The sequence below is a fragment of the Streptococcus sp. Z556 genome (assembly GCF_053010225.1).
This window is the reverse complement of sequence record NZ_JBRKNU010000005.1, coordinates 14,182-37,217: the sequence shown is the minus strand read 5'-3', so window position 1 is coordinate 37,217 and position 23,036 is coordinate 14,182. Positions and strand designations below refer to the sequence as shown.

The following is a 23,036-nucleotide window of genomic DNA, read 5'->3' as shown; positions in this document are numbered from 1 at the left end:
AGAAATCCAGAGGTTGCAACCCAGCCTCTGTTTTTCGGTAAAATAGAGGATGTTGTGTATGAAAAAAGTACTTTGTATCATTTATCCTAATTTTTCTCTTTATGAGATAACCACTTTAACGAGTACTTTAGCTCTGTCTTTTGATATCACGATTGATTATGTAGCTTCTGATCATTCAATGGTGGTTTCTGAGGATGGCTTGCCTTGTCGACCGACGAAAACATTGGGTCAAATCCGTATAGAAGATTATTCTTGTGTGATTTTGCCAGGAATGGTAAATATAGGTCCTGCTCTACAAGATGAGAAATTGATTTCGTTTTTGAGAAATCTTGATGAGCAAGATATCCTAATTGCAGCCATTTCTTCAGCGCCAGTTTTATTGGCGAAAGCAGGCTTGTTGAACGACACGAAATTTACAGGTGGAATTTGGCAAAACTTCTTTGACTATTTTGAATTTCTTCCACGTGAAAATTTCCAACCGAAAGTTCTTGTGCAAGATAAACATATCATTACGGCTGTAGGTTTTGCACATCAAGAGTTTGCGAGAAAAGTGATTCTCGGTTTAGGGTTGGCAGAGAATACGGACAACTATTTTAAAGAACAGAACGAGTATGCTGAAGAGGATTTGATATTTACTCTATCAGACGAAGAGTTTGATCAAGTGAAGCAGAGTATAGAAAATACCCTCTAATGATTTACCTATAAATTATAGAAAGGAACAAAGAGTGTTCGTAACTGAACACGGGTTCCAAAATTTCTGACTCAATATAAAAGAAAGGAATTGAACCCGACCTAAATCGTGGTCTCGTTCCGCAATATTAACAGAAAGGAATAAGGGTGTTCGTAATTGAACCCGAGCGGAAAGCTTGGAAATTAGATAAACCTCCTAAGAAATCAGGATTTCTTGTCGGTTTCCTAAATTTCAGTCGCTTTCTGTTCGCTCTTAGTATCTTGTATGAACAATACTGAATTTTATGATCGTCTGGGGGTGTCAAAAAACACTTCGGCAGACGAGATCAAAAAGGCTTATCGTAAGCTTTCGAAAAAATACCACCCAGATATCAACAAGGAGCCTGGAGCTGAGGAAAAATACAAGGAAGTTCAAGAAGCCTATGAGACTTTGAGTGACGACCAAAAACGTGCAGCCTACGACCAGTATGGTGCTGCGGGTGCCAACGGTGGCTTTGGTGGTGCTGGCGGTTTTGGTGGCTTTGACGGAGCAGGTGGCTTCGGTGGTTTTGAAGATATCTTCTCAAGTTTTTTCGGGGGAGGAGGAGCTTCACGCAATCCAAACGCTCCTCGTCAAGGGGATGACCTCCAGTACCGTGTGAAATTGACCTTTGAAGAAGCCATCTTCGGAACGGAAAAAGAAGTGAAATACAACCGTGAAGCAAGCTGTCGTACCTGTAACGGATCTGGTGCTAAGCCAGGAACAAGTCCAGTCACTTGTGGACGCTGTCATGGCGCTGGTGTCATTAACGTTGATACGCAGACTCCTCTTGGTATGATGCGTCGCCAAGTAACCTGTGATGTCTGTCATGGTCGCGGAAAAGAAATCAAGGATCCATGTACAACTTGTCATGGAACAGGTCATGAAAAACAAGCTCATAGCGTACATGTGAAAATTCCTGCTGGTGTGGAAACTGGCCAACAAATCCGCCTAGCTGGTCAAGGTGAAGCAGGCTTTAACGGTGGACCTTACGGGGACTTGTACGTGGTGGTTTCAGTTGAAGCTAGTGATAAATTTGAACGTGAAGGAACAACCATTTTCTACAAGTTAAATCTCAATATTGTCCAAGCAACTCTAGGAGATACTGTGGAAATTCCAACTGTGCATGGCGCTGTCGAATTGGTTATCCCAGAGGGAACTCAGACTGGCAAGAAATTCCGCCTACGGGGCAAGGGAGCGCCAAGCCTTCGTGGCGGTGCTGTTGGTGACCAATACGTTACTGTCAATGTCGTGACTCCGACAGGTCTGAACGACCGCCAAAAAGCAGCGCTTAAAGAGTTCGCAGCTGCAGGTAACTTGAAAGTCAATCCAAAGAAAAAAGGCTTCTTTGACCATATTAAAGATGCCTTTGAAGGAGAATAAAGCAAAAAGAGCCGATTGGCTCTTTTTACTTATCCTCAAATTCCTGTGTTTCTTTTATCACAGCCATTCTAGTTTGGAAATCTTTTTCTAAAACTTTGAATTTATAGGTTAAATCTTTTTGGTATTCCTTGATAAGGGATTTTTGTTGGTCGATGATTTGTAAGCTGTTTTGGATGATATCCAAATCATCCTTGATAGCTTCGACGCGGTCAGTTGTATCTAGCACTTCATCCTGAATGGCTTGGCGATTTTTCACGACAAAATAACTTCCAGCTGCAGCTCCTGCAAATAGCAGTAGATTTGATAGTTTCATGGCATCTCCTTAAGCGTTTTTAATGGTTTCAGCGACTTGGGCAAGTTTGTCAAAGTCAGGTTCGTGGGCGATAAAGTCAATCTTGAGGTCATCTTCTGCACCGTAGCGAGGTACGAGATGCACGTGAGTATGAAAGACTGTTTGACCAGCAACTTCCTCACAGTTGGCGATGATGTTCATTCCGGCAGCCTTGGTAGCCTTCATGACTTTTTGAGCCACTGTTGGTACTTGGGCAAAGAGTTGGCTAGCGCTGGCAGCGTCCATCTCCAAAAGATTGCGAAAATGCTCTTTGGGTACAATGAGGGTGTGTCCAGGCGTTACTTGAGAGATATCAAGAAAGGCAAGAACCTGCTCATCTTCGTATACTTTTGAAGCAGGAATCTCCCCTGCGATAATCTTACAAAAAATGCAATCTGACATAAAATCCACCTCTACTGTATTGAATTTTGATATAATATAGCTACATTATACCAGATTCGGAGAAAATATGTTAGAAATTAAAAACCTGACAGGAGGCTATGTCCATGTTCCTGTCTTGAAAGATGTGTCCTTTACAGTTGAAAGTGGGCAGTTGGTCGGTTTGATTGGTCTCAACGGTGCTGGGAAATCAACGACTATCAATGAGATTATTGGACTGTTGACACCTTACAGTGGGGAAATTAAGATTAACGGTCTCACCCTGCGAGAAGATGCGACCAGCTATCGCAAACAGATTGGCTACATCCCAGAAACGCCTAGCTTGTATGAAGAACTGACCCTCAGGGAGCATATCGAGACGGTTGCCATGGCCTATGGTATTGAGCAAAAAGTGGCTTTTGATCGTGTGGAACCTTTATTAAAAATGTTTCGTTTGGACCAAAAATTAGACTGGTTTCCAGTGCATTTTTCCAAAGGAATGAAGCAGAAGGTCATGATTATCTGTGCTTTTGTCGTAGATCCGAGTCTTTTCATCGTAGATGAGCCTTTCCTTGGTCTCGATCCGCTGGCTATTTCTGACTTGATTCAGCTTCTAGAAGTAGAAAAGCAAAAAGGCAAGTCCATTCTCATGAGTACCCACGTGCTGGATTCGGCGGAGAAGATGTGTGATGCCTTTGTTATCCTTCATAAGGGGGAGGTGCGAGCTCAGGGGAACCTTCAGCAACTCCGCGAAGCCTTTAACATGCCTGAAGCGAGTTTGAATGATATTTACTTGGCTCTGACCAAAGAGGAGGAGCTATGAAAGACTTGTTTTTAAAGCGAAAGCAGGCTTTTCGTAAGGAGTGTGTCGGTTATCTGCGTTATGTTCTCAATGACCACTTTGTCTTATTCCTGCTGGTTCTCATCGGTTTTTTAGCCTACCAGTACAGTCAACTCTTGCAAGATTTTCCTGAAAATCATTGGCCCATCCTCTTGTTTTTGGGAATTGTATCTGCCTTGCTTTTGGCTTGGGGAGGAATCGCGACCTACATGGAAGTACCTGACAAGCTCTTTCTCTTGGTCAGTGAAGAGGAGGTCAAGTCCTATCTCAAAGGGCAGACGTCACGTTCACTGGTCTTTTGGCTCTTTGTCCAAACCCTTTTCTTGCTTTTATTTGCGCCCTTATTTTTAGCCATGGGCTATGGCTTGCCAGTCTTTCTCATCTATGTGGTTTTATTGGGAGCTGGGAAATATCTCCTCTTTCGCCAAAAAGCCAGTAAATTTTATACTGAGACTGGCCTCGACTGGGACTATGTGATTGCCCAAGAAAGCAAGCGAAAGCAAGTCTTGCTTCGTTTCTTTGCTCTCTTTACTCAGGTCAAGGGCGTTTCAAACAGTGTCAAGCGTCGCGCTTATCTAGACTTTATCTTAAATGCTGTTCAAAAGGTGCCAGGGAAGATTTGGCAAAACCTCTATCTTCGTTCATATCTGCGAAATGGAGACCTCTTTGCCCTCAGTTTGCGTCTCTTGCTCCTATCCTTGTTAGCTGTGATCTTTATCGAGCAAACTTGGATAGCGACAGCAGTGGTGGTTCTATTTAACTACCTCATACTCTTTCAGTTGCTGGCCCTCTATCACGCCTTTGACTACCAGTACTTGACCCAGCTCTTTCCATTAGAAAAAGGGGAGAAAGAGAAGGGTTTGAAACAGATAGTGCTCGGTGTTGGAAGTGTCGTTCTTTTGTTGGAATTACTAGTCGGAGCAGTAGTTTTTCAAGAAAAAATAGCCTTGTTGGCTCTTGTAGGTGTTAGTCTCTTCCTACAATTGTTTTATTTGCCTTACCAACTAAAAAGATTGGTTGACGAATAGACAAAAAACTAGTAGAATAGTAAGGAAACTTTATACGGAGGAAAGAAATGGACTTGGGTGATATTGAGCTAACGCTGACCCCGATACCAGGGAAGAGCGGCAAGGCTTATATGGGAAGCTACCCTGATGGGAAGCGCGTCTTTATAAAAATGAACACCTCTCCAATCCTACCTGGCCTAGCCAGAGAACAAATCGCTCCTCAATTACTATGGACTCGTCGTTTAGCGGATGGTCGTGATATGTGTGCCCAAGAATGGTTGACTGGCAAAATCTTGACTCCCTACGATATGAATCGCAAACAAATCATTACAATCTTGAACCGTCTCCACCGCTCGCGTCCCTTGATGAAGCAGTTGAGTCGTTTGGGATATACCATGGAAAAACCAGTTGATTTGTTGCGTTCTTGGCAACAAGAAGTACCAGAAATCTTGCAACAGAATCACTACTTAAATAGTGTGATTGCTGAACTAGGTAAGACGGTTCCAGGCTTTAGGGAAGATCATGCAACGATTGTGCATGGAGACCTTCGCCATAGTAATTGGATTGAGACAGAGAGTGGACTCGTTTATCTAGTGGATTGGGATTCGGTTCGTCTGACGGATCGTATGTTTGATGTGGCGCATTTGCTATGCCACTACATTCCAGATCATCAGTGGCGTCAATGGTTGAGAGACTACGGCTATAAGTACAATCAGACAGTGTTAGATAAATTGTATTGGTATGGTCAGTATTCTTATTTGAACCAGATTGCCAAATACTGTGAAAATCAAGATTTAGACAATGTAAACCGGGAGATTTATGCCTTGCGTGTCTTCCGTGACAAGTATGGAAAGAAGAGATGAGAGTTAGAAATCGTAAAGGGGCGACAGAGTTACTAGAGGCTAATCCCCAGTATGTGGTCCTCAATCCCTCGGAAGCTAAAGGGAAATGGCGAGACTTGTTTGGAAATGATCATCCGATTCATGTTGAGGTTGGAAGTGGGAAAGGTGCCTTTGTATCAGGAATGGCCAAGCAAAACCCTGACATCAACTATATCGGGATTGACATCCAAAAGTCGGTATTGAGTTATGCCTTGGACAAGGTATTAGAAGTTGGAGTTCCCAACATCAAATTGCTGTGGGTAGATGGTTCAGATTTGACAGACTACTTTGAAGACGGTGAGATTGATCGTCTCTACCTAAACTTTTCTGATCCCTGGCCTAAAAAACGCCATGAAAAACGTCGTTTGACATACAAGAGTTTCTTGGATACCTTCAAGCGCATCTTGCCTGAGAATGGGGAAATCCATTTCAAGACAGACAATCGTGGCTTGTTTGAGTACAGCTTGGTGAGTTTTTCTCAGTATGGGATGAAACTGAACGGGGTTTGGTTGGACTTACATGCCAGTGATTTTGAAGGCAATGTCATGACGGAATATGAGCAAAAATTCTCCAACAAGGGTCAAGTAATCTACCGAGTTGAGGCAGAATTTTAAGAAATAGCTTAAAAACCAGCCGTTTGAGTGCTTATACTTTACATAAATTGACAAACGTGCTATACTGATAGTAAGAATATGAGAAAGAGAGGCGGGGAAATATCTTCGCCTCTTGCTTATGAGGAGGTGGACGCAATCGCAACAATCGTAGAATTAGTTAGAGAAGTTGTAGAACCTGTCATCCAAGTGCCTTTCGAGCTTGTGGATATCGAGTATGGAAAGATTGGCAGTGACATGATTCTCAGTATTTTTGTAGACAAATCTGAAGGAATTACCTTGAACGATACGGCAGACCTGACAGAAATTATCAGTCCTGTCCTAGACACCATCAAGCCCGATCCCTTCCCAGAACAATATTTCCTAGAAATTACCAGTCCAGGCTTGGAACGTCCTTTGAAAACCAAAGAAGCTATAGCTGGAGCAGTTGGGAAATACATTCACGTTGGTCTTTATAAGGCCATCGACAAGCAAAAAGTCTTTGAAGGAACCTTGGTATCCTTTGAAGAGGACGAGTTGACCATGGAATATATGGACAAGACACGTAAGAAAACTGTCCAAATTCCATACAGTTTAGTATCAAAAGCACGTTTAGCAGTTAAACTATAGAAAAGAAAGGATAGCTTTTGAGGATTCAAAAGTAAAAAGAACATGAGTAAAGAAATGCTAGAGGCCTTCCGCATTTTGGAAGAAGACAAGGGAATCAAAAAAGAAGACATCATCGACGCAGTAGTAGAGTCGCTTCGTTCCGCTTATCGCAGACGTTATGGTCAATCTGATAGCGTAGCCATTGACTTCAATGAAAAAACAGGTGACTTTACAGTTTATACTGTCCGTGAAGTTGTAGATGAAGTATTTGATAGCCGTTTGGAAATCAGCTTGAAAGATGCCCTTGCCATTAATTCAGCCTATGAGCTTGGTGACAAAATCAAGTTTGAAGAAGCACCAGCTGAGTTTGGTCGTGTAGCAGCCCAATCTGCTAAACAAACCATTATGGAAAAAATGCGCAAGCAAATACGTGCCATCACTTATAATACATACAAAGAACATGAACAAGAAATCATGTCTGGTACTGTAGAACGCTTTGACAACCGTTTCATCTATGTCAACCTTGGCAGCATCGAAGCCCAATTGTCAAAACAAGATCAAATTCCTGGAGAAGTTTTTGCTTCTCACGACCGTATCGAAGTCTATGTTTATAAGGTCGAAGACAATCCTCGTGGCGTCAACGTCTTTGTTAGCCGTAGCCATCCAGAAATGATCAAACGCTTGATGGAGCAAGAAATCCCAGAAGTCTACGATGGAACTGTTGAAATCATGAGCGTAGCTCGTGAAGCAGGTGACCGTACCAAGGTTGCTGTTCGTAGCCACAATCCAAACGTGGATGCTATCGGGACAATCGTTGGGCGTGGTGGTGCCAATATCAAGAAGATCACTAGCAAGTTCCACCCAGCTCGCTACGACGCTAAGAGCGACCGTATGATTCCTGTAGAAGAGAACATTGACGTTATCGAGTGGGTAGCGGATCCAGCTGAGTTTATCTACAATGCCATCGCACCTGCAGAGGTTGACCAAGTTATCTTTGATGAAAACGACAGCAAGCGTGCCTTGGTCGTTGTGCCTGATAACAAGCTTTCTCTTGCTATCGGTCGTCGTGGACAAAACGTTCGCTTGGCAGCTCACTTGACGGGTTACCGTATCGATATCAAGTCTGCCAGTGAGTTTGAAGCTATGGAAGAAGCAGGTCAAGTTGATTACGCAACAACAGAAGAGTATATTGAAGAATAAGATTGCTAGAGGAGGGAAAGATGAAAACAAGAAAAATCCCTTTGCGCAAGTCTGTTGTTTCCAACGATGTGATTGATAAGCGTGATTTGCTCCGCATTGTCAAGAACAAAGAAGGAGAGGTCTTTATCGATCCGACAGGCAAGGCCAATGGCCGTGGCGCTTATATCAAGCTAGACAATGCAGAAGCCCTAGAGGCAAAAAAGAAGAAAGTCTTTAACCGCAGCTTTAACATGGAAGTGGAAGAAAGCTTTTATGACGAGTTGATCGCTTATGTGGATCACAAAGTAAAAAGAAGAGAGTTAGGACTTGAATAAGCAAAAAGTAAGCAATCTCTTGGGTCTTGCTCAACGAGCAGGCCGGATCATATCGGGTGAGGAATTGGTGGTCAAGGCCATTCAAGACCAGAAAGCCAAGCTAGTCTTTCTAGCTCATGATGCTGGTCCCAATCTAACCAAGAAGATTCAAGATAAAAGTGACTATTATCAAGTAGAAGTTATAACCGTGTTTTCAACACTGGAATTAAGCATAGCAGTCGGAAAATCGAGAAAGGTTTTGGCTGTGACAGATGCTGGATTTACAAAGAAAATGAGGTCTCTTATGGAATAGAAGAGGAGGACATGATTTGTCTAAGAAAAGATTGTACGAAATCGCAAAAGAACTTGGGAAAGAAAGTAAAGAAGTTGTAGCGCGTGCAAAAGAGTTGGGCTTGGATGTAAAAAGCCACTCATCGAGCGTGGAAGCTGCTGTTGCTGAACAAATCGCAGCTAGCTTTAAACCTGCACCTGCTCCTAAGGCAGAAGCAAAACCTGTAGCAGCAAAAGCAAGTGTAGAAAAGAAAGTTGAAAAGCCTGCATCAGCTAAACCAGCTGTCGCAAAGGAAGAGAGCAAACCAGCTACACCTGCAGCTCCTAAGGAAGAAAAAGTGGTGGCCGCAAGACCACAGAGTCGAAACTTCAAGGCGGAGCGTGAGGCACGTGCCAAAGAGCAGGCAGAGCGACGCAAACAAAACAAGGGCAACAACCGTGACCAACAACAAAACGGCAACCGTCAGAAAAACGACGGCCGTAATGGTGGCAAACCTGGTCAAGGAAACCGCGACAATCGCCGATTTAACGACCAAGGGAAGAAACCACAAGGTCAAGGAAATCGTGGCAATGATCGCCGTCAGCAACAAGACTTCCAGCCAAAACCAGCTGGGCCACGTGTTGACTTTAAAGCCCGTGCAGCAGCCCTAAAAGCAGAGCAAAATGCAGAGTACGCACGCTCAAGCGAGGAGCGCTTCAAGCAATCGCAAGCTGCCAAAGAAGCTTTGGCTCAAGCTAATAAACGCAAGGAACCTGAGGAAATCTTTGAGGAAGCTGCTAAGTTAGCTGAACAAACGCAGCCAGCCGTAGCAGTAGCTCCTGTAGCTAAAGAAGCGCCAGTGGATACACGTCGTAAAAAACAAGCTCGACCAGACAAAGAACGTGACGATTATGATCACGAAGAAGATGGTCCTAGAAAACAACAAAAGAATCGAAGTAGTCAGAATCAAGTGAGAAATCAAAGAAATAGTAACTGGAATAACAACAAAAAGAATAAAAAAGGCAACAAGCAAAATAACCGCAATCAGGCACCAAAACCTGTTACAGAACGTAAGTTCCACGAATTGCCAACAGAATTTGAATATACAGATGGTATGACTGTTGCGGAAATCGCAAAACGTATTAAACGTGAACCAGCTGAAATCGTTAAGAAACTCTTTATGATGGGGGTTATGGCCACACAAAACCAATCTTTGGATGGTGACACCATTGAACTCCTATTGGTAGATTATGGTATCGAAGCCAAACAAAAGGTTGAAGTGGACAATGCGGACATCGAACGTTTCTTCGTCGAAGATGGTTATCTTAATGAAGATGAATTGGTTGAGCGTCCACCAGTTGTGACCATCATGGGGCACGTTGACCATGGTAAAACAACCCTTCTAGATACCCTTCGTAACTCTCGTGTTGCAACAGGAGAAGCAGGTGGTATCACTCAGCATATCGGTGCCTACCAAATCGTTGAAAACGGCAAGAAGATTACCTTCCTTGATACACCAGGACACGCGGCTTTTACATCGATGCGTGCTCGTGGTGCATCTGTTACCGATATCACCATCTTGGTTGTAGCGGCAGATGACGGGGTTATGCCTCAAACTATCGAAGCCATCAACCACTCAAAAGCAGCCAACGTTCCAATCATCGTTGCCATCAACAAGATTGATAAACCAGGTGCCAACCCAGAACGCGTTATCGGTGAATTGGCAGAACACGGTGTCATGTCAACTGCTTGGGGTGGAGATTCTGAGTTTGTCGAAATTTCAGCTAAGTTCAACCAAAATATCGATGAACTCTTGGAAACGGTCCTTCTTGTGGCTGAAATCCAAGAACTCAAGGCAGATCCAACAGTGCGTGCGATCGGTACGGTTATCGAAGCTCGTTTGGATAAAGGGAAAGGTGCGGTCGCAACCCTTCTTGTGCAACAAGGTACTCTGAATGTCCAAGACCCTATCGTTGTCGGAAATACCTTCGGTCGTGTCCGTGCTATGACAAATGATCTTGGTCGTCGTGTTAAGGTAGCAGGACCATCAACGCCCGTTTCTATCACAGGTTTGAACGAAGCACCAATGGCGGGTGACCATTTTGCCGTTTACGAAGATGAAAAATCTGCGCGTGCAGCAGGTGAAGAACGTGCCAAACGTGCCCTTATGAAACAACGTCAAGCTACCCAACGTGTCAGCCTTGAAAACCTCTTTGATACGCTTAAAGCGGGTGAACTCAAGTCTGTTAACGTTATCATCAAGGCCGACGTACAAGGTTCGGTTGAAGCCCTTTCTGCCTCACTTCAAAAGATCGATGTAGAAGGTGTAAAAGTTACCATCGTTCACTCAGCAGTCGGTGCTATCAACGAATCGGACGTTACTCTTGCGGAAGCTTCAAATGCCTTTATCATCGGTTTCAACGTACGTCCTACACCACAAGCTCGTCAACAAGCAGATGCTGACGATGTCGAAATCCGTCTCCACAGCATTATCTACAAGGTTATCGAAGAGATGGAAGAAGCCATGAAAGGGATGCTTGATCCAGAATTCGAAGAAAAAGTTATCGGTGAAGCTCTTATCCGTGAAACCTTCAAGGTATCTAAAGTGGGAACCATCGGTGGATTCATGGTTATCAACGGTAAAGTTACCCGTGACTCGAAAGTCCGTGTTATCCGTGACGGTGTTGTTATCTATGACGGAGAACTCGCAAGCTTGAAACACTACAAAGACGACGTCAAAGAAGTTACGAACGGTCGTGAAGGTGGATTGATGATTGATGGCTACAATGATATCAAGATGGATGATGTGATTGAGGCATACGTCATGGAAGAAATTAAACGTTAAGATTTTTGCTCCTTTCTTAGGTGGTGAGGGACGCAAGCAAACCGACGGTTTCATTGCTTATTTTTGAGCCTAGTGTCTCAAAAATCCCCTGTGATTGAACTGAATTATCAGTCCAATCACTTTCACCACGGCGAAAGAAGCGGATGAGTTCAAATTGAACTTCGTTTCAATTTGAGCTGAAAATCAATAAATTTAAAAATAGCTAGGTCTGCTGGCCTAGCTTTTGGTTCAAAGTAGAGAAAGGAATATCATGGCAAATCATTTCCGTACGGATCGTGTGGGCATGGAAATCAAGCGTGAAGTCAATGAGATTTTGCAAAAGAAAGTCCGTGATCCGCGTGTCCAAGGTGTGACCATTACAGATGTTCAGATGCTGGGTGACCTATCCGTTGCTAAGGTTTACTACACTATTTTGAGTAACCTTGCTTCGGATAACCAAAAAGCTCAAATCGGGCTTGAGAAAGCAACTGGTACCATCAAACGTGAACTTGGTCGCAATTTGAAATTGTACAAAATCCCAGATTTAACTTTCGTCAAAGACGAATCCATTGAATATGGAAACAAGATTGACGAGATGCTACGCAATCTGGATAAGAACTAAGAAAGAGGGGCAACCCTCTTTTTTGTTGCCACAGTATGATCATTACTATTTGACGATATATCTATCTGATAAAAATCGGTTTAAAAAATTTGTAAATTTTAAATAGTATGATATGATAAAGCTTGATATAAATGAAAAACGGAGAGATATATGGCTAAACAAGATATAGCTATGCAAGTACTGCAACAAGTGGTGAAATTACCCGTAGTCAAAGTTGATCGAGAGAAATTTTTAGTAGAAAAGTTTTCAAAGGAATTAGACCGTAAGGATATTTCAACTTTGATTGAACAAGGACCGACTTCTTTGATGCCTCAAGAAAGCTTGGATCGCGTGGCCAAGGCCTGTATTAAGGATAATGTCCTGTTAGCCAGTGGAACTTCGGTTTTGGCAGGTCTACCTGGAGGGATTCTCATGGCGATCACTATCCCGACAGACGTAGCTCAGTTTTATGGTTTTTCATTAAAACTAGCTCAGGAACTAGGGTATATTTACGGATTTGATGATCTCTGGGCATCGCGCAATGAGTTAAGCGAGGAAGCTAAAAACACACTCCTACTGTATCTCGGTGTGATGCTGGGAGTAAATGGTGCAGGCGCTCTGCTTCGATCAGGCGGTGTGACAGTAGCCAAACAAGTCATAAAAGTAGTGAATAAGAAAGCTTTGACAAAGACCCTTTGGTATCCGATTTTAGAAAAAGTTTTGAAAATTTTTGGTGTCAATCTGACAAAAGGAGGTTTAGCCAAAGGAATGGGAAAAGTGATTCCTATCCTAGGCGGTATTATTTCAGGAGGATTAACCTTTGCGACCATGAAACCGATGGGGGAAAGCTTGCAACAGGAGTTATCTAAATTAGTTAACTATAATGAGGAGCAATATCAAGAAGACATAGAAACTATCCGAAAAGAAGCTGAAATCATCGAAGGAGAGTAACATGGGTCTCATAAAAATGTTAGCTAAAACTTACGGGAATTACTTTTTTACGATGCAAGGTTTAAAAGTGATGAAAACAATGAAAAAAGATGACAATCTTGTTGTTGGTCTAGGGAAGTTATTTCTTGTAGATAAGTTAATGGATACGGCTCACTGGTTAGCAAAACCAGATGATAAGGAATAACTTGAAATGAAAGAAACTAGCAGGAACTCCGCTGCTAGTTTTTTAATCTCTTTCCATATGGTATAATATAAGCAGTAAAATCATTTTATACTCTTCGAAAATCAAATTCAAACCACGTCAGCTTCACCTTGCCGTACTTAAGTACAGCCTGCGGCTAGCTTCCTAGTTTGCTCTTTGATTTTCATTGAGTATTAGAACATACATGGAGGTCGTCATGGACAATATCATCGATGTGTCAATTCCCGTTGCAGAAGTGGTGGACAAGCATCCAGAAGTCTTGGAAATCCTAGTGGAGCTGGGTTTTAAACCACTTGCTAATCCCTTGATGCGCAACACAGTCGGTCGTAAGGTATCGCTCAAACAGGGTTCTAAGCTTGAAGGAACTCCTATGGACAAGATTGTCCGCACACTGGAAGCGAATGGCTACGAAGTGATTGGATTAGACTAATGGCAGATGAACGGATTCATATCCTACGGGATATTTTGTTAGAATTGCACAATGGCGCCTCTCCTGAGTCAGTTCAGGAGCGTTTTGATGCGACCTTTACAGGTGTGTCAGCCATCGAGATTTCCCTCATGGAGCACGAGCTGATGAACTCAGACTCAGGTGTCACCTTTGAAGACGTTATGGAGCTCTGTGATGTCCATGCCAATCTTTTTAAAAACGCTGTTAAGGGTGTTGAAGTAGAGGATACCGAGCATCCTGGCCACCCCGTTCGCGTCTTCAAGGATGAAAATCTGGCCCTCCGTGCTGCCTTGATTCGCATTCGGAGATTGTTAGATACCTATGAGTCTATGGAAGACGAGGAAATGCTGGCAGAGATGCGCAAGGGTTTGGTCCGTCAAATGGGGCTTTTGGGGCAATTTGATCTCCACTACCAGCGCAAGGAAGAGCTCTTCTTTCCTATCATGGAGCGCTATGGACACGATTCACCTCCAAAAGTTATGTGGGGAGTGGATGACCAGATCAGAGAACTCTTTCAAACAGCTCTAACGACAGCCAAGTCACTACCAGAAGTGTCGATCAGCAGTGTAAAAGAAGATTTTGAAGCTTTTGCGACAGAGTTTGAAAGTATGATTTTCAAGGAAGAGTCCATCCTCCTCATGATTCTCCTTGAGTCCTTTACTCAGGATGACTGGCTTCAGATTGCGGAGGAGAGTGACGCCTATGGCTACGCCATCATCCGTCCGTCTGAGAAATGGGTTCCAGAACGTCAGAGCTTTGTTGAGGAAAAGAGTGCAGAGGAGCCCGTGCAGCTAGACACTGCTGAAGGCCCAGTGCATCAAGTTATCGATACACCAGAAGGCCAGTTTATCATTACCTTTACCCCTAAGGAAAAGGAAGCGGTGCTGGACCGTCATAGTCAACAGGCTTTTGGCAATGGCTATCTCTCCGTCGAGCAGGCCAACCTCATCCTCAATCACCTCCCCATGGAGATCACCTTTGTCAATAAAGACGATATTTTCCAGTATTACAATGACAATACGCCAGCTGATGAGATGATTTTCAAACGGACGCCGTCCCAAGTCGGGCGTAATGTAGAACTTTGCCATCCGCCTAAGTACCTAGAAAAGGTGAAGGCCGTTATGAAAGGTCTTCGTGAAGGGGTCAAAGACAAGTATGAAATGTGGTTCAAGTCTGAGTCGCGAGGCAAGTTTGTCCACATCACCTACGCTGCAGTACACGATGAGAATGGGGAATTTCAAGGCGTGCTAGAGTATGTTCAGGATATCCAACCCTACCGTGAGATCGATACGGACTACTTCCGTGGATTAGAATAAGGAGAATCAATGAGTTACGAACAAGAATTTATGAAGGAATTTGAAGCCTGGGTTAATACCCAGATCATGATCAACGACATGGCGCACAAGGAAAGTCAAAAGGTTTACGAAGAAGACCAAGACGAACGTGCCAAAGATGCCATGATTCGCTACGAGAGCCGCTTGGATGCCTACCAGTTCTTGCTGGGTAAGTTTGAAAACTTCAAAGCAGGCAAGGGATTTCATGATCTGCCAGAAGGCTTGTTTGGTGAGCGAAACTATTAAAATTCAGATACTTTCTTGATTTTTTGCCAAAATCTTGATAGAATATCTTTATTAAATCCTTGTCAGAGCAGGGATTTTTTATTGAAAGGATTTTATCATGTCAAAGAAACTCCAACGTAAAAAACAATTACGAAATAGCCTTCGTCGTTCAGGTGCATTTTCAACTACAGTGACCAAGGTTGTAGAAGAGACCAAGAAAGTCGTGAAACACGCAGAAAAATCTGCCAGCCAAGCAGGAAAAGTTGTCTCTAAAAAAGTAGAACAAGCAGTAGAAGCGACCAAGGAACAAGCTCAAAAAGTGGCGAATTCAGTAGAAGATTTCGCAGCTACTTTGGGTGGCCTCTCAGTAGATCGCGCTAAGACTTTCTATGATGAAGGCATCAAGTCAGCTTCTGACTTCAAAAACTGGACTGAAAAAGAACTCCTTGCCTTGAAGGGAATCGGCCCAGCTACGATTAAGAAATTAAAAGAACACGGAATCAGCTTCAAGTAATTTTTCTTGTTCCTTGCATTTCCGTCAAAAACTTGCTACAATAGAGCCATTAGAGGTGTTTTGAATCCCACATTTTACAGAAAGTGGCGGTGCTGAGAAGTCCATAAATGTGTCAAAACTGGTTGCTGATGGATGAAAAATGAAATAATATTGTCTTTTTATTATAAAGACGAGAGTTGCGGGCGTCTCTGCCCGAAATTGGGTGGTACCGCGGATAAACACATTCGTCCCTGTCATGTAGATGGCAGGGGCATTTTTTTATGGAAAGTGAGGGCTGAAGATGGAGCAAGCACAATTACCAGAACGATTAGAAACTGATCGGCTCGTCTTACGAGTCCGAACAGTGGCGGATGCAGTGGATATCTTTGACTATGCCAGTCGGCCAGAAGTCTCCTATCCAGCAGGCTTTCCGCCCGTCCAGACCTTGGAAGATGAGATTTATTACCTGGAGCATATCCTTCCTGAGCGCAATCAAAAGGAAAATCTACCAGCTGGCTACGGAATTGTCGTCAAGGGAACCGATAAAGTCATCGGCTCTGTTGATTTCAACCATCGCCATGAAGATGATGTGCTGGAGATTGGCTATATCTTGCATCCAGACTATTGGGGCAGAGGCTATGTACCAGAAGCAGCGTATGCCTTGATTGACCTAGGCTTTCAAGAACTAGATCTTCATAAGATTGAGATGACTTGCTTTGGCTACAATGTCCAAAGTCAACGAGTCGCAGAGAAACTTGGTTTTACCCTCGAAGCTAGCATTCGAGACCGCAAAGATGCTCAGGGAAATCGCTGTGACAGTCTCATATATGGCTTGCTGAAGAGTGAGTGGGAGGTGGTTTGATGCACATTTTCATCATTGGGGCTCCGGCTTCTGGGAAAATGACGATTGGCCAAGAGTTATCTCGAAAGACAAATGCTACCCTCTTTTATAACCATCAAGCCATCGATTTTGCACTAGAAATCTATCAGGACTATACAGAGGAAATGTGGGAATTTGTTCGTGAAATTACCTTTTCTTTCCTTGGAGCAAGTGCTAGGAATCAGCGATCTGTGATTTTAACAGACGTAATTGATTTTTCAAATCAGTACCAGCTACTGTATTTAAAACAAATTCAGGATTTATTGGATAACCTTCATCAAGAGATTCTGTTTGTTGAGTTGGAAACAAGTCTTGAGGAGCGCTTACATCGAAATCGAACGGAGAATCGATTAAAGCACAAACCCTTAAAACGACATATTGAGGTATCTGAAAGAGAAATTTTGGAGACTGCTGAAACACTTCAATTAAATTCCCAACATCAACCGAACGAGTTGTACCACTACCTTAAAATAAATAATACGAATCTGTCTGCAGAAGAAGTTGCAAAGCAGATTCAAAATAAAATGAATACAATAGAGAAAGGACACACACATGTCTAAAGAACTTTCACCTAAATACAATCCAGCCGAGGTTGAGGCTGGTCGTTACCAAAAATGGCTTGATGCGGATGTTTTCAAGCCTTCAGGCGATCAAAAGGCTAAGCCTTATTCAATCGTAATTCCACCACCAAACGTAACTGGGAAACTCCACCTTGGTCACGCTTGGGATACAACTTTGCAAGATATCATCATCCGTCAAAAACGCATGCAAGGCTTTGACACGCTTTGGCTACCAGGAATGGACCACGCGGGTATCGCAACTCAAGCTAAGGTTGAGGAGCGCTTGCGTGGAGAGGGCATTAGCCGTTATGACCTCGGTCGTGAGAAATTCCTCGAGAAAGTCTGGGAATGGAAAGACGAATATGCCACTACTATCAAGGAACAATGGGGCAAGATGGGGCTCTCTGTAGACTACTCTCGTGAGCGTTTCACTCTTGACGAAGGCTTGTCAAAAGCTGTTCGCAAGGTCTTTGTGGACCTTTACAAGAAAGGCTGGATCTACCGTGGTGAGTTTATCATCAACTGGGACCCAGTAGCTCGCACAGCCCTTTCTGATATCGAGGTGATCCACAAGGACGTCGAAGGTGCCTTCTACCACATGAACTACATGCTGGAAGACGGTTCACGCGCTCTTGAAGTGGCGACAACTCGTCCTGAGACTATGTTTGGGGACGTTGCTGTTGCGGTCAATCCAGAAGACCCACGCTACAAGGACTTGATTGGTCAAAACGTAGTCCTTCCTATCGCTAATAAATTGATTCCAATCGTTGGAGACGAACACGCAGATCCTGAGTTTGGTACAGGTGTCGTGAAAATCACGCCTGCCCACGATCCAAACGACTTCTTGGTTGGTCAACGTCATAACTTGCCACAGGTTAACGTCATGAACGACGACGGAACCATGAATGACTTGGCCTTCGAATTTGCAGGTATGGATCGCTTTGAAGCTCGTAAGGCAGTTGTTGCCAAGTTGGAAGAAATCGGTGCCCTTGTTAAAATCGAAAAACGTGTCCACAGTGTTGGTCACTCAGAGCGTACAGGTGTAGTGGTTGAACCACGCTTGTCTACGCAGTGGTTTGTCAAGATGGACCAATTGGCTAAGAACGCCATTGCCAATCAAGATACAGAAGACAAGGTAGAATTCTACCCACCTCGTTTCAACGATACCTTCCTCCAATGGATGGAAAATGTTCACGACTGGGTAATCTCTCGTCAGCTTTGGTGGGGTCACCAAATCCCTGCTTGGTACAATGCTGAGGGTGAAATGTATGTCGGCGAAGAAGCTCCAGAAGGTGACGGATGGACTCAGGACGAAGACGTTTTGGATACTTGGTTCAGTTCTGCCCTTTGGCCATTCTCAACCATGGGCTGGCCTGATGTTGACTCAGAAGATTTCAAACGTTACTTCCCAACTTCAACCTTGGTAACAGGTTACGACATCATCTTCTTCTGGGTGTCTCGTATGATCTTCCAATCCTTGGAATTCACTGGCCGTCAGCCATTCCAAAACGTTCTCATCCACGGCCTCATCCGTGACGAGCAAGGACGCAAGATGTCAAAATCTCTCGGTAACGGAATTGACCCGATGGATGTCATCGAGAAATATGGTGCCGATGCCCTTCGTTGGTTCCTTTCAAACGGTTCTGCACCAGGTCAAGACGTGCGCTTCTCTTATGAGAAAATGGATGCTTCTTGGAACTTCATTAACAAGATCTGGAACATCTCTCGCTACATCCTCATGAACAATGAGGGCTTGACCCTTGAACAAGCAACTGCCAATGTGGAAAAAGTTGTTAACAAGGAAGCCGGAAACGTTACTGACCGCTGGATTCTCCACAACCTCAATGAAACGATCGGCAAAGTCACTGAAAACTTTGATAAGTTTGAGTTTGGTGTAGCTGGACACATCCTCTACAACTTCATCTGGGATGAGTTTGCGGACTGGTACGTTGAATTGACCAAGGAAGTCCTTTATAGCGATAACGAAGAAGAGAAAGTCATCACACGTTCTGTTCTTCTTTACACTTTGGACAAGATCCTTCGTCTCCTTCACCCAATCATGCCATTCGTGACAGAGGAAATCTTTGGACAAATCTCAGAAGGCTCTATCGTCACAGCAGAATACCCAACTGTCAATCCAGCCTTTGAAGACCTTGCGGCTCACACTGGTGTCGAAAGCCTCAAAGACTTGATCCGTGCCGTTCGTAATGCGCGTGCGGAAGTAAACGTTGCACCAAGCAAGCCTATCACCATCCTTGTTAAAACAAGCGATAGCGACTTGGAAGCCTTCTTTAACAGCAATGTCAACTACATCAAACGCTTCACAAATCCAGAACATTTGGAAATCGCATCAAACATCCCTGCACCTGAACTCGCAATGTCAAGCGTCATCACAGGAGCAGAAATCTACCTGCCACTGGCAGACCTCCTCAATGTCGAAGAAGAACTGGCTCGTCTCGATAAGGAACTAGCTAAATGGCAAAAAGAACTGGATATGGTCGGCAAGAAACTCTCTAACGAACGCTTCGTAGCCAATGCCAAACCAGAAGTCGTCCAAAAAGAACGCGACAAACAAGCCGACTACCAAGCGAAATACGATGCGACAGTCGCACGTATTGATGAGATGAAGAAACTCGTGAAATAAACATAGAAACACGGTGTAATGCCGTGTTTTTTTCTTTAGTTTGTGATAAAATTGTGATAATAAATTTTAATGACTGAAAGAGAAAGAATGAAATACATAGATTTATTTGCAGGATCAGGTGGTTTATCCTTAGGGCTTTATAATGCTGGGTTGCATGGAATATTTGCAGTTGAAAAAAATAAAGATGCTTTTAGTACTTTAAAATACAATTTAATTGAGAGAAGAAATCATTTTTCATGGCCGAACTGGCTTGACATGAAAAATTGGGATATAAATGAACTTTTAGAAGTTCATAGTAAGGAACTTGCTGCATTAAACGGTTCCGTTGATTTAGTTGTAGGTGGTCCACCATGTCAAGGATTTTCCATGGCAGGAAAGAGAAAAAATGATGATATGAGAAATCAATTAATGCATTCGTATATTGAGTTTATCAAATTAGTTCAACCTACTATGTTATTTTTTGAAAATGTTCAAGGCTTTACTGTAGAATTTAAGGATCAAACGAATAAACAAAAATATTCTGATATTCTTGTTTCAGAGTTGCATAAATTAGGATATAACTTAGACTATAAAATTATAACTATGTCAGAATACGGTGTTCCACAAAATAGGAAACGGTTCATTCTATTTGCATCAAAAAATGGGGCCTATGAGATATTTTTTGATGAATTATTGGAAAATAAAGATTGTTTTTTGAGGGATAGAGGACTAAAAATACCAATTACAATTTCTCAAGCTATTAATGATTTGAAAAAAAGTCATGGAGAAGTTGATAGTAAAGACACTAAGGCATTTAAAAATGGGAAGTATGGTCGAGCAACTTCAGCATATCAAAAATTAATGAGAAATAACATTGAACGAGGCGCTTTACCTGATAGTCATCGATTCGTGAAACATAAAAGTGAAACAATAGATTTATTTAAACGTTTAATGACTGCTTCCGAAAAAAGTATACGAATTACACCATCTATGAATCTGGTTGAAGGTTTAAAGAAGCGTGGAGTAACTCCTTTAAAGAAAAATTCGATTTGTAATACGATTACTTCTATTCCAGATGATTATATACATTATGATGAGCCTCGAATCATGACAGTTAGAGAACACGCTAGAATACAAAGTTTTCCAGATGATTATGAATTCAAAGGGCCATATACTACAGGAGGTGAACGACGAAAAACGGATGTTCCTCGATATACTCAAGTTGCTAATGCTGTTCCTCCTTTGTTTGCGGAACAAGTTGGAGAAGTTATTTTGAAAATCTCTGAATAAGGAGTTGAGATGGAAGAAAAATTACACTTTAAAGTTAGTTCGGGTTTAAAGAATATAATTGGTAAAGACCTGATTACAAATGAATTAGTAGCTATCTTCGAATTGGTAAAAAATGGTTATGATGCTGATGCAACAGAAATAAATCTAATTATAAACAGTTATGAAAATTACATTATCATTCAAGATAACGGTAAGGGAATGAATCGCGATGATATTGAAAATAAATGGCTGTTTGTTGCTCATTCAGAAAAAAAAGATAGTGATAAGGTATATGCTGGATCCAAGGGAATAGGTCGTTTTTCTTGTGATAGATTAGGAACTAAGCTTAAACTTATTAGTCATAAAGATGATGAAGTTAGTGAATTAAAAATTGACTGGGGTAAATTTGAAAAAAATTCTCTAACAAAATTTGAAGAGTTAGACGTCACATATACTAGCTTAGATGTAATCGAAGATAGTTTTATTCAAAAATCAGGGACTATCTTAACCATCTCCAACTTGAGAGATACTTGGGACTTAAATAGAGTTAATAGGGTTATTGAAGCTCTTCAAAGACTTGTAAATCCATTTGTGGATGATGGTAAAATAAAGATTAATGTTAAGTACATTTCATCCTCCTCGGGAATTGCTGAATTGGATGAATATATTAGTAATCATATTGCTACAGTATTAGATAAAAAAACTATATATATTGAGTGTGATATAAAAGAAAAAGAAATCAGCATTACCTTATTTGATAAGGAAAAGATTATTTACTCTTTAAAAATTGAGAATAATACAATCTTAAAAGATATTTATTTTAAAATATACTATATGAGTTTTGCTGCTAAATATAATTTTACAAAAATAATGAAAACTGAACCGAAAAATTATGGGTCTATTTTCTTGTATAAGAATAATTTTAGGATTTTTCCATATGGAGAAGTTGATTTTGATTCCTTTGGTTTAAATCTACGTAAAACACAAGGTTTTAATCGATATTTAGGACATAGGGAATTGCTAGGTTGGATTAACATAACAGATTCTGAAAATCATTTTAATGAAGTTACATCTCGTGATAGAGGATTTGTTACTAATTCTTATACTATAGAATTTGAAAAAGTATATATGGAACTTGTTCACAGACCATTAGAATCCTATATGCAATTGACAAGGTTTGGAAATAGTGATATTGATGATATTGAAACAGATGACAATGATGCGATCCAAAAGCTAATTCAAAGATTTAAAAAGTATAAGTTTACTGTAGCTCCAAGAGTTTATGAACTCCCAAAAATCGCACAACCACTAGAAAAAAAATTCGAACTTCTCGATGATATGAATACAAGCTCCTCTGAAAAAAAAGAAATTCAAAAGAGTTTGAAACAGGCCACTGTCGAGTTAAGAAAAGAGAATCAAGAGGTAAAAAAAGAAAATCAAAGAATTGATAGAGAAAATAGTAGATTAAAAAATGAAATTGAGATTAAGGAGAAATTAATCTCAAATGAAAAACCAGCGCGTCAAGATATGCTTTTCCATGAATTAGGAAAAGCAGGTAAAGAGCTAACAGCTACTCTACAGAAAATGATTCGGCTTATGACACCAGAAGAGTACGAAAAATTTTCGAACTCGATCTATAAAATTAGAAGAACTTCTGATAAACTATCTTCAATAAAAAAACAAATATTACGATTAAATTTTGAATCTTTTAGTAACCTTGAAAATATTGAATTGAAGTCGTACTTAAAGAGCTATGTAGACAATCTAATCGATGATACAGTGAATGTAAAGATTAGCTTAGGAGTTGGAAAACTATATCAAAACATAAATGTTTATGATTTTGGTACTCTACTTGATAACTTAATAATTAATGCCCAGGAACGTAATGCAAAAGAACTACATATTTTCTTTAATGAAGATAATAAAATAATGCACTTTACTTCAGATACAGGACCAATTGATATTGTTCCTATTGAAAATATATTTAACATTGGAGTAACATCAAAGCGGCGAGGAACCGGGCTAGGTATGTATATTTGCCAGCAAATTTGTAAGGATTTTAATTGGAAGATATCAGTTCACCAACTAAATAATAACATAGTTGATTTTCAAATTGAGTTTAGCGAGGTTTAA

General features: G+C 41.7%; 25 protein-coding genes. 23 read left to right on the top strand and 2 right to left on the bottom strand.

The annotated features are described in order from the left end of the window. Positions 1–58: 58 nt before the first annotated feature. Positions 59–691, top strand: coding sequence for a DJ-1/PfpI family protein (locus tag ACVC7S_RS06755; RefSeq protein ID WP_447266618.1), 633 nt, complete (start codon positions 59–61; stop codon positions 689–691). Between the two features lie 264 nt (positions 692–955). Beyond that, the gene (gene dnaJ, locus ACVC7S_RS06750; RefSeq protein ID WP_447266617.1) at positions 956–2,092 is read left to right on the top strand and encodes a molecular chaperone DnaJ; all 1,137 of its coding nucleotides are present in this window, start codon (positions 956–958) and stop codon (positions 2,090–2,092) included. A 25-nt stretch (positions 2,093–2,117) separates the two neighbouring features. Here the strand turns inward: dnaJ and ACVC7S_RS06745 are convergent, their stop codons facing one another. Both ACVC7S_RS06745 and ACVC7S_RS06740 read right to left on the bottom strand, forming a co-directional pair. Then, positions 2,118–2,405 carry a hypothetical protein gene (locus ACVC7S_RS06745; RefSeq protein ID WP_447266616.1) on the bottom strand — a complete coding sequence of 96 codons (288 nt, stop codon included), beginning with the start codon at positions 2,403–2,405 and terminating at the stop codon, positions 2,118–2,120. A gap of 9 nt (positions 2,406–2,414) precedes the next feature. Continuing rightward, positions 2,415–2,825 (bottom strand): HIT family protein, encoded by a 411-nt coding sequence (locus ACVC7S_RS06740; RefSeq protein ID WP_001278305.1) that lies wholly within the window; start codon positions 2,823–2,825, stop codon positions 2,415–2,417. Between the two features lie 67 nt (positions 2,826–2,892). Here ACVC7S_RS06740 and ACVC7S_RS06735 point away from each other — a divergent pair, with 67 nt between their 5' ends. The 21 genes from ACVC7S_RS06735 (at position 2,893) to ACVC7S_RS06635 (ending at position 23,036) form a co-directional block, all read left to right on the top strand. Then, positions 2,893–3,624 carry an ABC transporter ATP-binding protein gene (locus tag ACVC7S_RS06735; protein WP_447266615.1) on the top strand — a complete coding sequence of 244 codons (732 nt, stop codon included), beginning with the start codon at positions 2,893–2,895 and terminating at the stop codon, positions 3,622–3,624. Next, positions 3,621–4,670 carry an ABC transporter permease gene (locus ACVC7S_RS06730; RefSeq protein WP_447266614.1) on the top strand — a complete coding sequence of 350 codons (1,050 nt, stop codon included), beginning with the start codon at positions 3,621–3,623 and terminating at the stop codon, positions 4,668–4,670. Before ACVC7S_RS06735 ends, ACVC7S_RS06730 begins: the two co-directional genes overlap by 4 nt. Positions 4,671–4,717: 47 nt before the next feature. Next, positions 4,718–5,512, top strand: a complete 795-nt coding sequence (gene ccrZ, locus ACVC7S_RS06725; RefSeq protein WP_447266613.1) for a cell cycle regulator CcrZ — start codon at positions 4,718–4,720, stop codon at positions 5,510–5,512. After that, positions 5,509–6,144, top strand: coding sequence for a tRNA (guanosine(46)-N7)-methyltransferase TrmB (gene trmB, locus ACVC7S_RS06720; protein ID WP_447266612.1), 636 nt, complete (start codon positions 5,509–5,511; stop codon positions 6,142–6,144). Before ccrZ ends, trmB begins: the two co-directional genes overlap by 4 nt. A 126-nt stretch (positions 6,145–6,270) precedes the next feature. Next, positions 6,271–6,750: a ribosome maturation factor RimP gene (gene rimP, locus ACVC7S_RS06715; RefSeq protein ID WP_447266706.1), complete on the top strand. Its 480-nt coding sequence runs from the start codon at positions 6,271–6,273 to the stop codon at positions 6,748–6,750. A gap of 42 nt (positions 6,751–6,792) precedes the next feature. Then, positions 6,793–7,929 (top strand): transcription termination factor NusA, encoded by a 1,137-nt coding sequence (gene nusA / locus ACVC7S_RS06710; protein WP_447266611.1) that lies wholly within the window; start codon positions 6,793–6,795, stop codon positions 7,927–7,929. A gap of 20 nt (positions 7,930–7,949) precedes the next feature. Next, positions 7,950–8,243, top strand: coding sequence for an RNase P modulator RnpM (rnpM, locus tag ACVC7S_RS06705; protein ID WP_004251817.1), 294 nt, complete (start codon positions 7,950–7,952; stop codon positions 8,241–8,243). Next, positions 8,236–8,535 carry a YlxQ-related RNA-binding protein gene (locus ACVC7S_RS06700; RefSeq protein ID WP_016466786.1) on the top strand — a complete coding sequence of 100 codons (300 nt, stop codon included), beginning with the start codon at positions 8,236–8,238 and terminating at the stop codon, positions 8,533–8,535. The genes rnpM and ACVC7S_RS06700 overlap by 8 nt, the downstream gene beginning before the upstream one ends. Before the next feature lie 16 nt (positions 8,536–8,551). Then, positions 8,552–11,338, top strand: a complete 2,787-nt coding sequence (gene infB, locus ACVC7S_RS06695; protein WP_447266610.1) for a translation initiation factor IF-2 — start codon at positions 8,552–8,554, stop codon at positions 11,336–11,338. A gap of 250 nt (positions 11,339–11,588) precedes the next feature. After that, positions 11,589–11,939 (top strand): 30S ribosome-binding factor RbfA, encoded by a 351-nt coding sequence (gene rbfA, locus ACVC7S_RS06690; RefSeq protein WP_001273601.1) that lies wholly within the window; start codon positions 11,589–11,591, stop codon positions 11,937–11,939. A 150-nt stretch (positions 11,940–12,089) separates the two neighbouring features. After that, complete coding sequence (locus tag ACVC7S_RS06685) at positions 12,090–12,869, top strand: hypothetical protein (protein ID WP_447266609.1); 780 nt, start codon at positions 12,090–12,092, stop codon at positions 12,867–12,869. 1 nt (position 12,870) lies between these two features. Beyond that, entirely contained in the window at positions 12,871–13,053 is a 183-nt protein-coding gene (locus ACVC7S_RS06680; RefSeq protein WP_180833506.1) for a hypothetical protein, read from the top strand. Positions 13,054–13,267: 214 nt separating this feature from the next. Continuing rightward, positions 13,268–13,501: a DUF1858 domain-containing protein gene (locus tag ACVC7S_RS06675; protein ID WP_000368739.1), complete on the top strand. Its 234-nt coding sequence runs from the start codon at positions 13,268–13,270 to the stop codon at positions 13,499–13,501. Beyond that, positions 13,501–14,835, top strand: coding sequence for a DUF438 domain-containing protein (locus tag ACVC7S_RS06670; protein WP_447266608.1), 1,335 nt, complete (start codon positions 13,501–13,503; stop codon positions 14,833–14,835). Before ACVC7S_RS06675 ends, ACVC7S_RS06670 begins: the two co-directional genes overlap by 1 nt. Positions 14,836–14,844: 9 nt before the next feature. Then, the gene (locus tag ACVC7S_RS06665; protein WP_000119707.1) at positions 14,845–15,099 is read left to right on the top strand and encodes a DUF1912 family protein; all 255 of its coding nucleotides are present in this window, start codon (positions 14,845–14,847) and stop codon (positions 15,097–15,099) included. Positions 15,100–15,196: 97 nt separating this feature from the next. Next, positions 15,197–15,592, top strand: coding sequence for a helix-hairpin-helix domain-containing protein (locus tag ACVC7S_RS06660; protein WP_042902047.1), 396 nt, complete (start codon positions 15,197–15,199; stop codon positions 15,590–15,592). Positions 15,593–15,872: 280 nt separating this feature from the next. After that, positions 15,873–16,433 (top strand): GNAT family N-acetyltransferase, encoded by a 561-nt coding sequence (locus tag ACVC7S_RS06655; RefSeq protein ID WP_447266607.1) that lies wholly within the window; start codon positions 15,873–15,875, stop codon positions 16,431–16,433. Further along, the gene (locus tag ACVC7S_RS06650) at positions 16,433–17,011 is read left to right on the top strand and encodes an AAA family ATPase (protein ID WP_084921622.1); all 579 of its coding nucleotides are present in this window, start codon (positions 16,433–16,435) and stop codon (positions 17,009–17,011) included. The genes ACVC7S_RS06655 and ACVC7S_RS06650 overlap by 1 nt, the downstream gene beginning before the upstream one ends. Next, complete coding sequence (locus ACVC7S_RS06645) at positions 17,004–19,655, top strand: valine--tRNA ligase (protein ID WP_447266606.1); 2,652 nt, start codon at positions 17,004–17,006, stop codon at positions 19,653–19,655. Before ACVC7S_RS06650 ends, ACVC7S_RS06645 begins: the two co-directional genes overlap by 8 nt. 87 nt (positions 19,656–19,742) lie before the next feature. Further along, entirely contained in the window at positions 19,743–20,924 is a 1,182-nt protein-coding gene (locus tag ACVC7S_RS06640) for a DNA cytosine methyltransferase (protein ID WP_447266605.1), read from the top strand. A gap of 9 nt (positions 20,925–20,933) precedes the next feature. Beyond that, positions 20,934–23,036: an ATP-binding protein gene (locus ACVC7S_RS06635; protein WP_447266604.1), complete on the top strand. Its 2,103-nt coding sequence runs from the start codon at positions 20,934–20,936 to the stop codon at positions 23,034–23,036.

What these genes read in the sequence shown, in the direction of transcription:
- ACVC7S_RS06755 (WP_447266618.1), top strand. Translation starts at nt 59, where the DNA reads ATGAAAAAAGTACTTTGTATCATTTATCCTAATTTTTCTCTTTATGAG.
- dnaJ (WP_447266617.1), top strand. Translation starts at nt 956, where the DNA reads ATGAACAATACTGAATTTTATGATCGTCTGGGGGTGTCAAAAAACACT.
- ACVC7S_RS06745 (WP_447266616.1), bottom strand. Translation starts at nt 2,405, where the DNA reads ATGAAACTATCAAATCTACTGCTATTTGCAGGAGCTGCAGCTGGAAGT.
- ACVC7S_RS06740 (WP_001278305.1), bottom strand. Translation starts at nt 2,825, where the DNA reads ATGTCAGATTGCATTTTTTGTAAGATTATCGCAGGGGAGATTCCTGCT.
- ACVC7S_RS06735 (WP_447266615.1), top strand. Translation starts at nt 2,893, where the DNA reads ATGTTAGAAATTAAAAACCTGACAGGAGGCTATGTCCATGTTCCTGTC.
- ACVC7S_RS06730 (WP_447266614.1), top strand. Translation starts at nt 3,621, where the DNA reads ATGAAAGACTTGTTTTTAAAGCGAAAGCAGGCTTTTCGTAAGGAGTGT.
- ccrZ (WP_447266613.1), top strand. Translation starts at nt 4,718, where the DNA reads ATGGACTTGGGTGATATTGAGCTAACGCTGACCCCGATACCAGGGAAG.
- trmB (WP_447266612.1), top strand. Translation starts at nt 5,509, where the DNA reads ATGAGAGTTAGAAATCGTAAAGGGGCGACAGAGTTACTAGAGGCTAAT.
- nusA (WP_447266611.1), top strand. Translation starts at nt 6,793, where the DNA reads ATGAGTAAAGAAATGCTAGAGGCCTTCCGCATTTTGGAAGAAGACAAG.
- rnpM (WP_004251817.1), top strand. Translation starts at nt 7,950, where the DNA reads ATGAAAACAAGAAAAATCCCTTTGCGCAAGTCTGTTGTTTCCAACGAT.
- rbfA (WP_001273601.1), top strand. Translation starts at nt 11,589, where the DNA reads ATGGCAAATCATTTCCGTACGGATCGTGTGGGCATGGAAATCAAGCGT.
- ACVC7S_RS06685 (WP_447266609.1), top strand. Translation starts at nt 12,090, where the DNA reads ATGGCTAAACAAGATATAGCTATGCAAGTACTGCAACAAGTGGTGAAA.
- ACVC7S_RS06680 (WP_180833506.1), top strand. Translation starts at nt 12,871, where the DNA reads ATGGGTCTCATAAAAATGTTAGCTAAAACTTACGGGAATTACTTTTTT.
- ACVC7S_RS06675 (WP_000368739.1), top strand. Translation starts at nt 13,268, where the DNA reads ATGGACAATATCATCGATGTGTCAATTCCCGTTGCAGAAGTGGTGGAC.
- ACVC7S_RS06670 (WP_447266608.1), top strand. Translation starts at nt 13,501, where the DNA reads ATGGCAGATGAACGGATTCATATCCTACGGGATATTTTGTTAGAATTG.
- ACVC7S_RS06665 (WP_000119707.1), top strand. Translation starts at nt 14,845, where the DNA reads ATGAGTTACGAACAAGAATTTATGAAGGAATTTGAAGCCTGGGTTAAT.
- ACVC7S_RS06660 (WP_042902047.1), top strand. Translation starts at nt 15,197, where the DNA reads ATGTCAAAGAAACTCCAACGTAAAAAACAATTACGAAATAGCCTTCGT.
- ACVC7S_RS06655 (WP_447266607.1), top strand. Translation starts at nt 15,873, where the DNA reads ATGGAGCAAGCACAATTACCAGAACGATTAGAAACTGATCGGCTCGTC.
- ACVC7S_RS06650 (WP_084921622.1), top strand. Translation starts at nt 16,433, where the DNA reads ATGCACATTTTCATCATTGGGGCTCCGGCTTCTGGGAAAATGACGATT.
- ACVC7S_RS06645 (WP_447266606.1), top strand. Translation starts at nt 17,004, where the DNA reads ATGTCTAAAGAACTTTCACCTAAATACAATCCAGCCGAGGTTGAGGCT.
- ACVC7S_RS06640 (WP_447266605.1), top strand. Translation starts at nt 19,743, where the DNA reads ATGAAATACATAGATTTATTTGCAGGATCAGGTGGTTTATCCTTAGGG.
- ACVC7S_RS06635 (WP_447266604.1), top strand. Translation starts at nt 20,934, where the DNA reads ATGGAAGAAAAATTACACTTTAAAGTTAGTTCGGGTTTAAAGAATATA.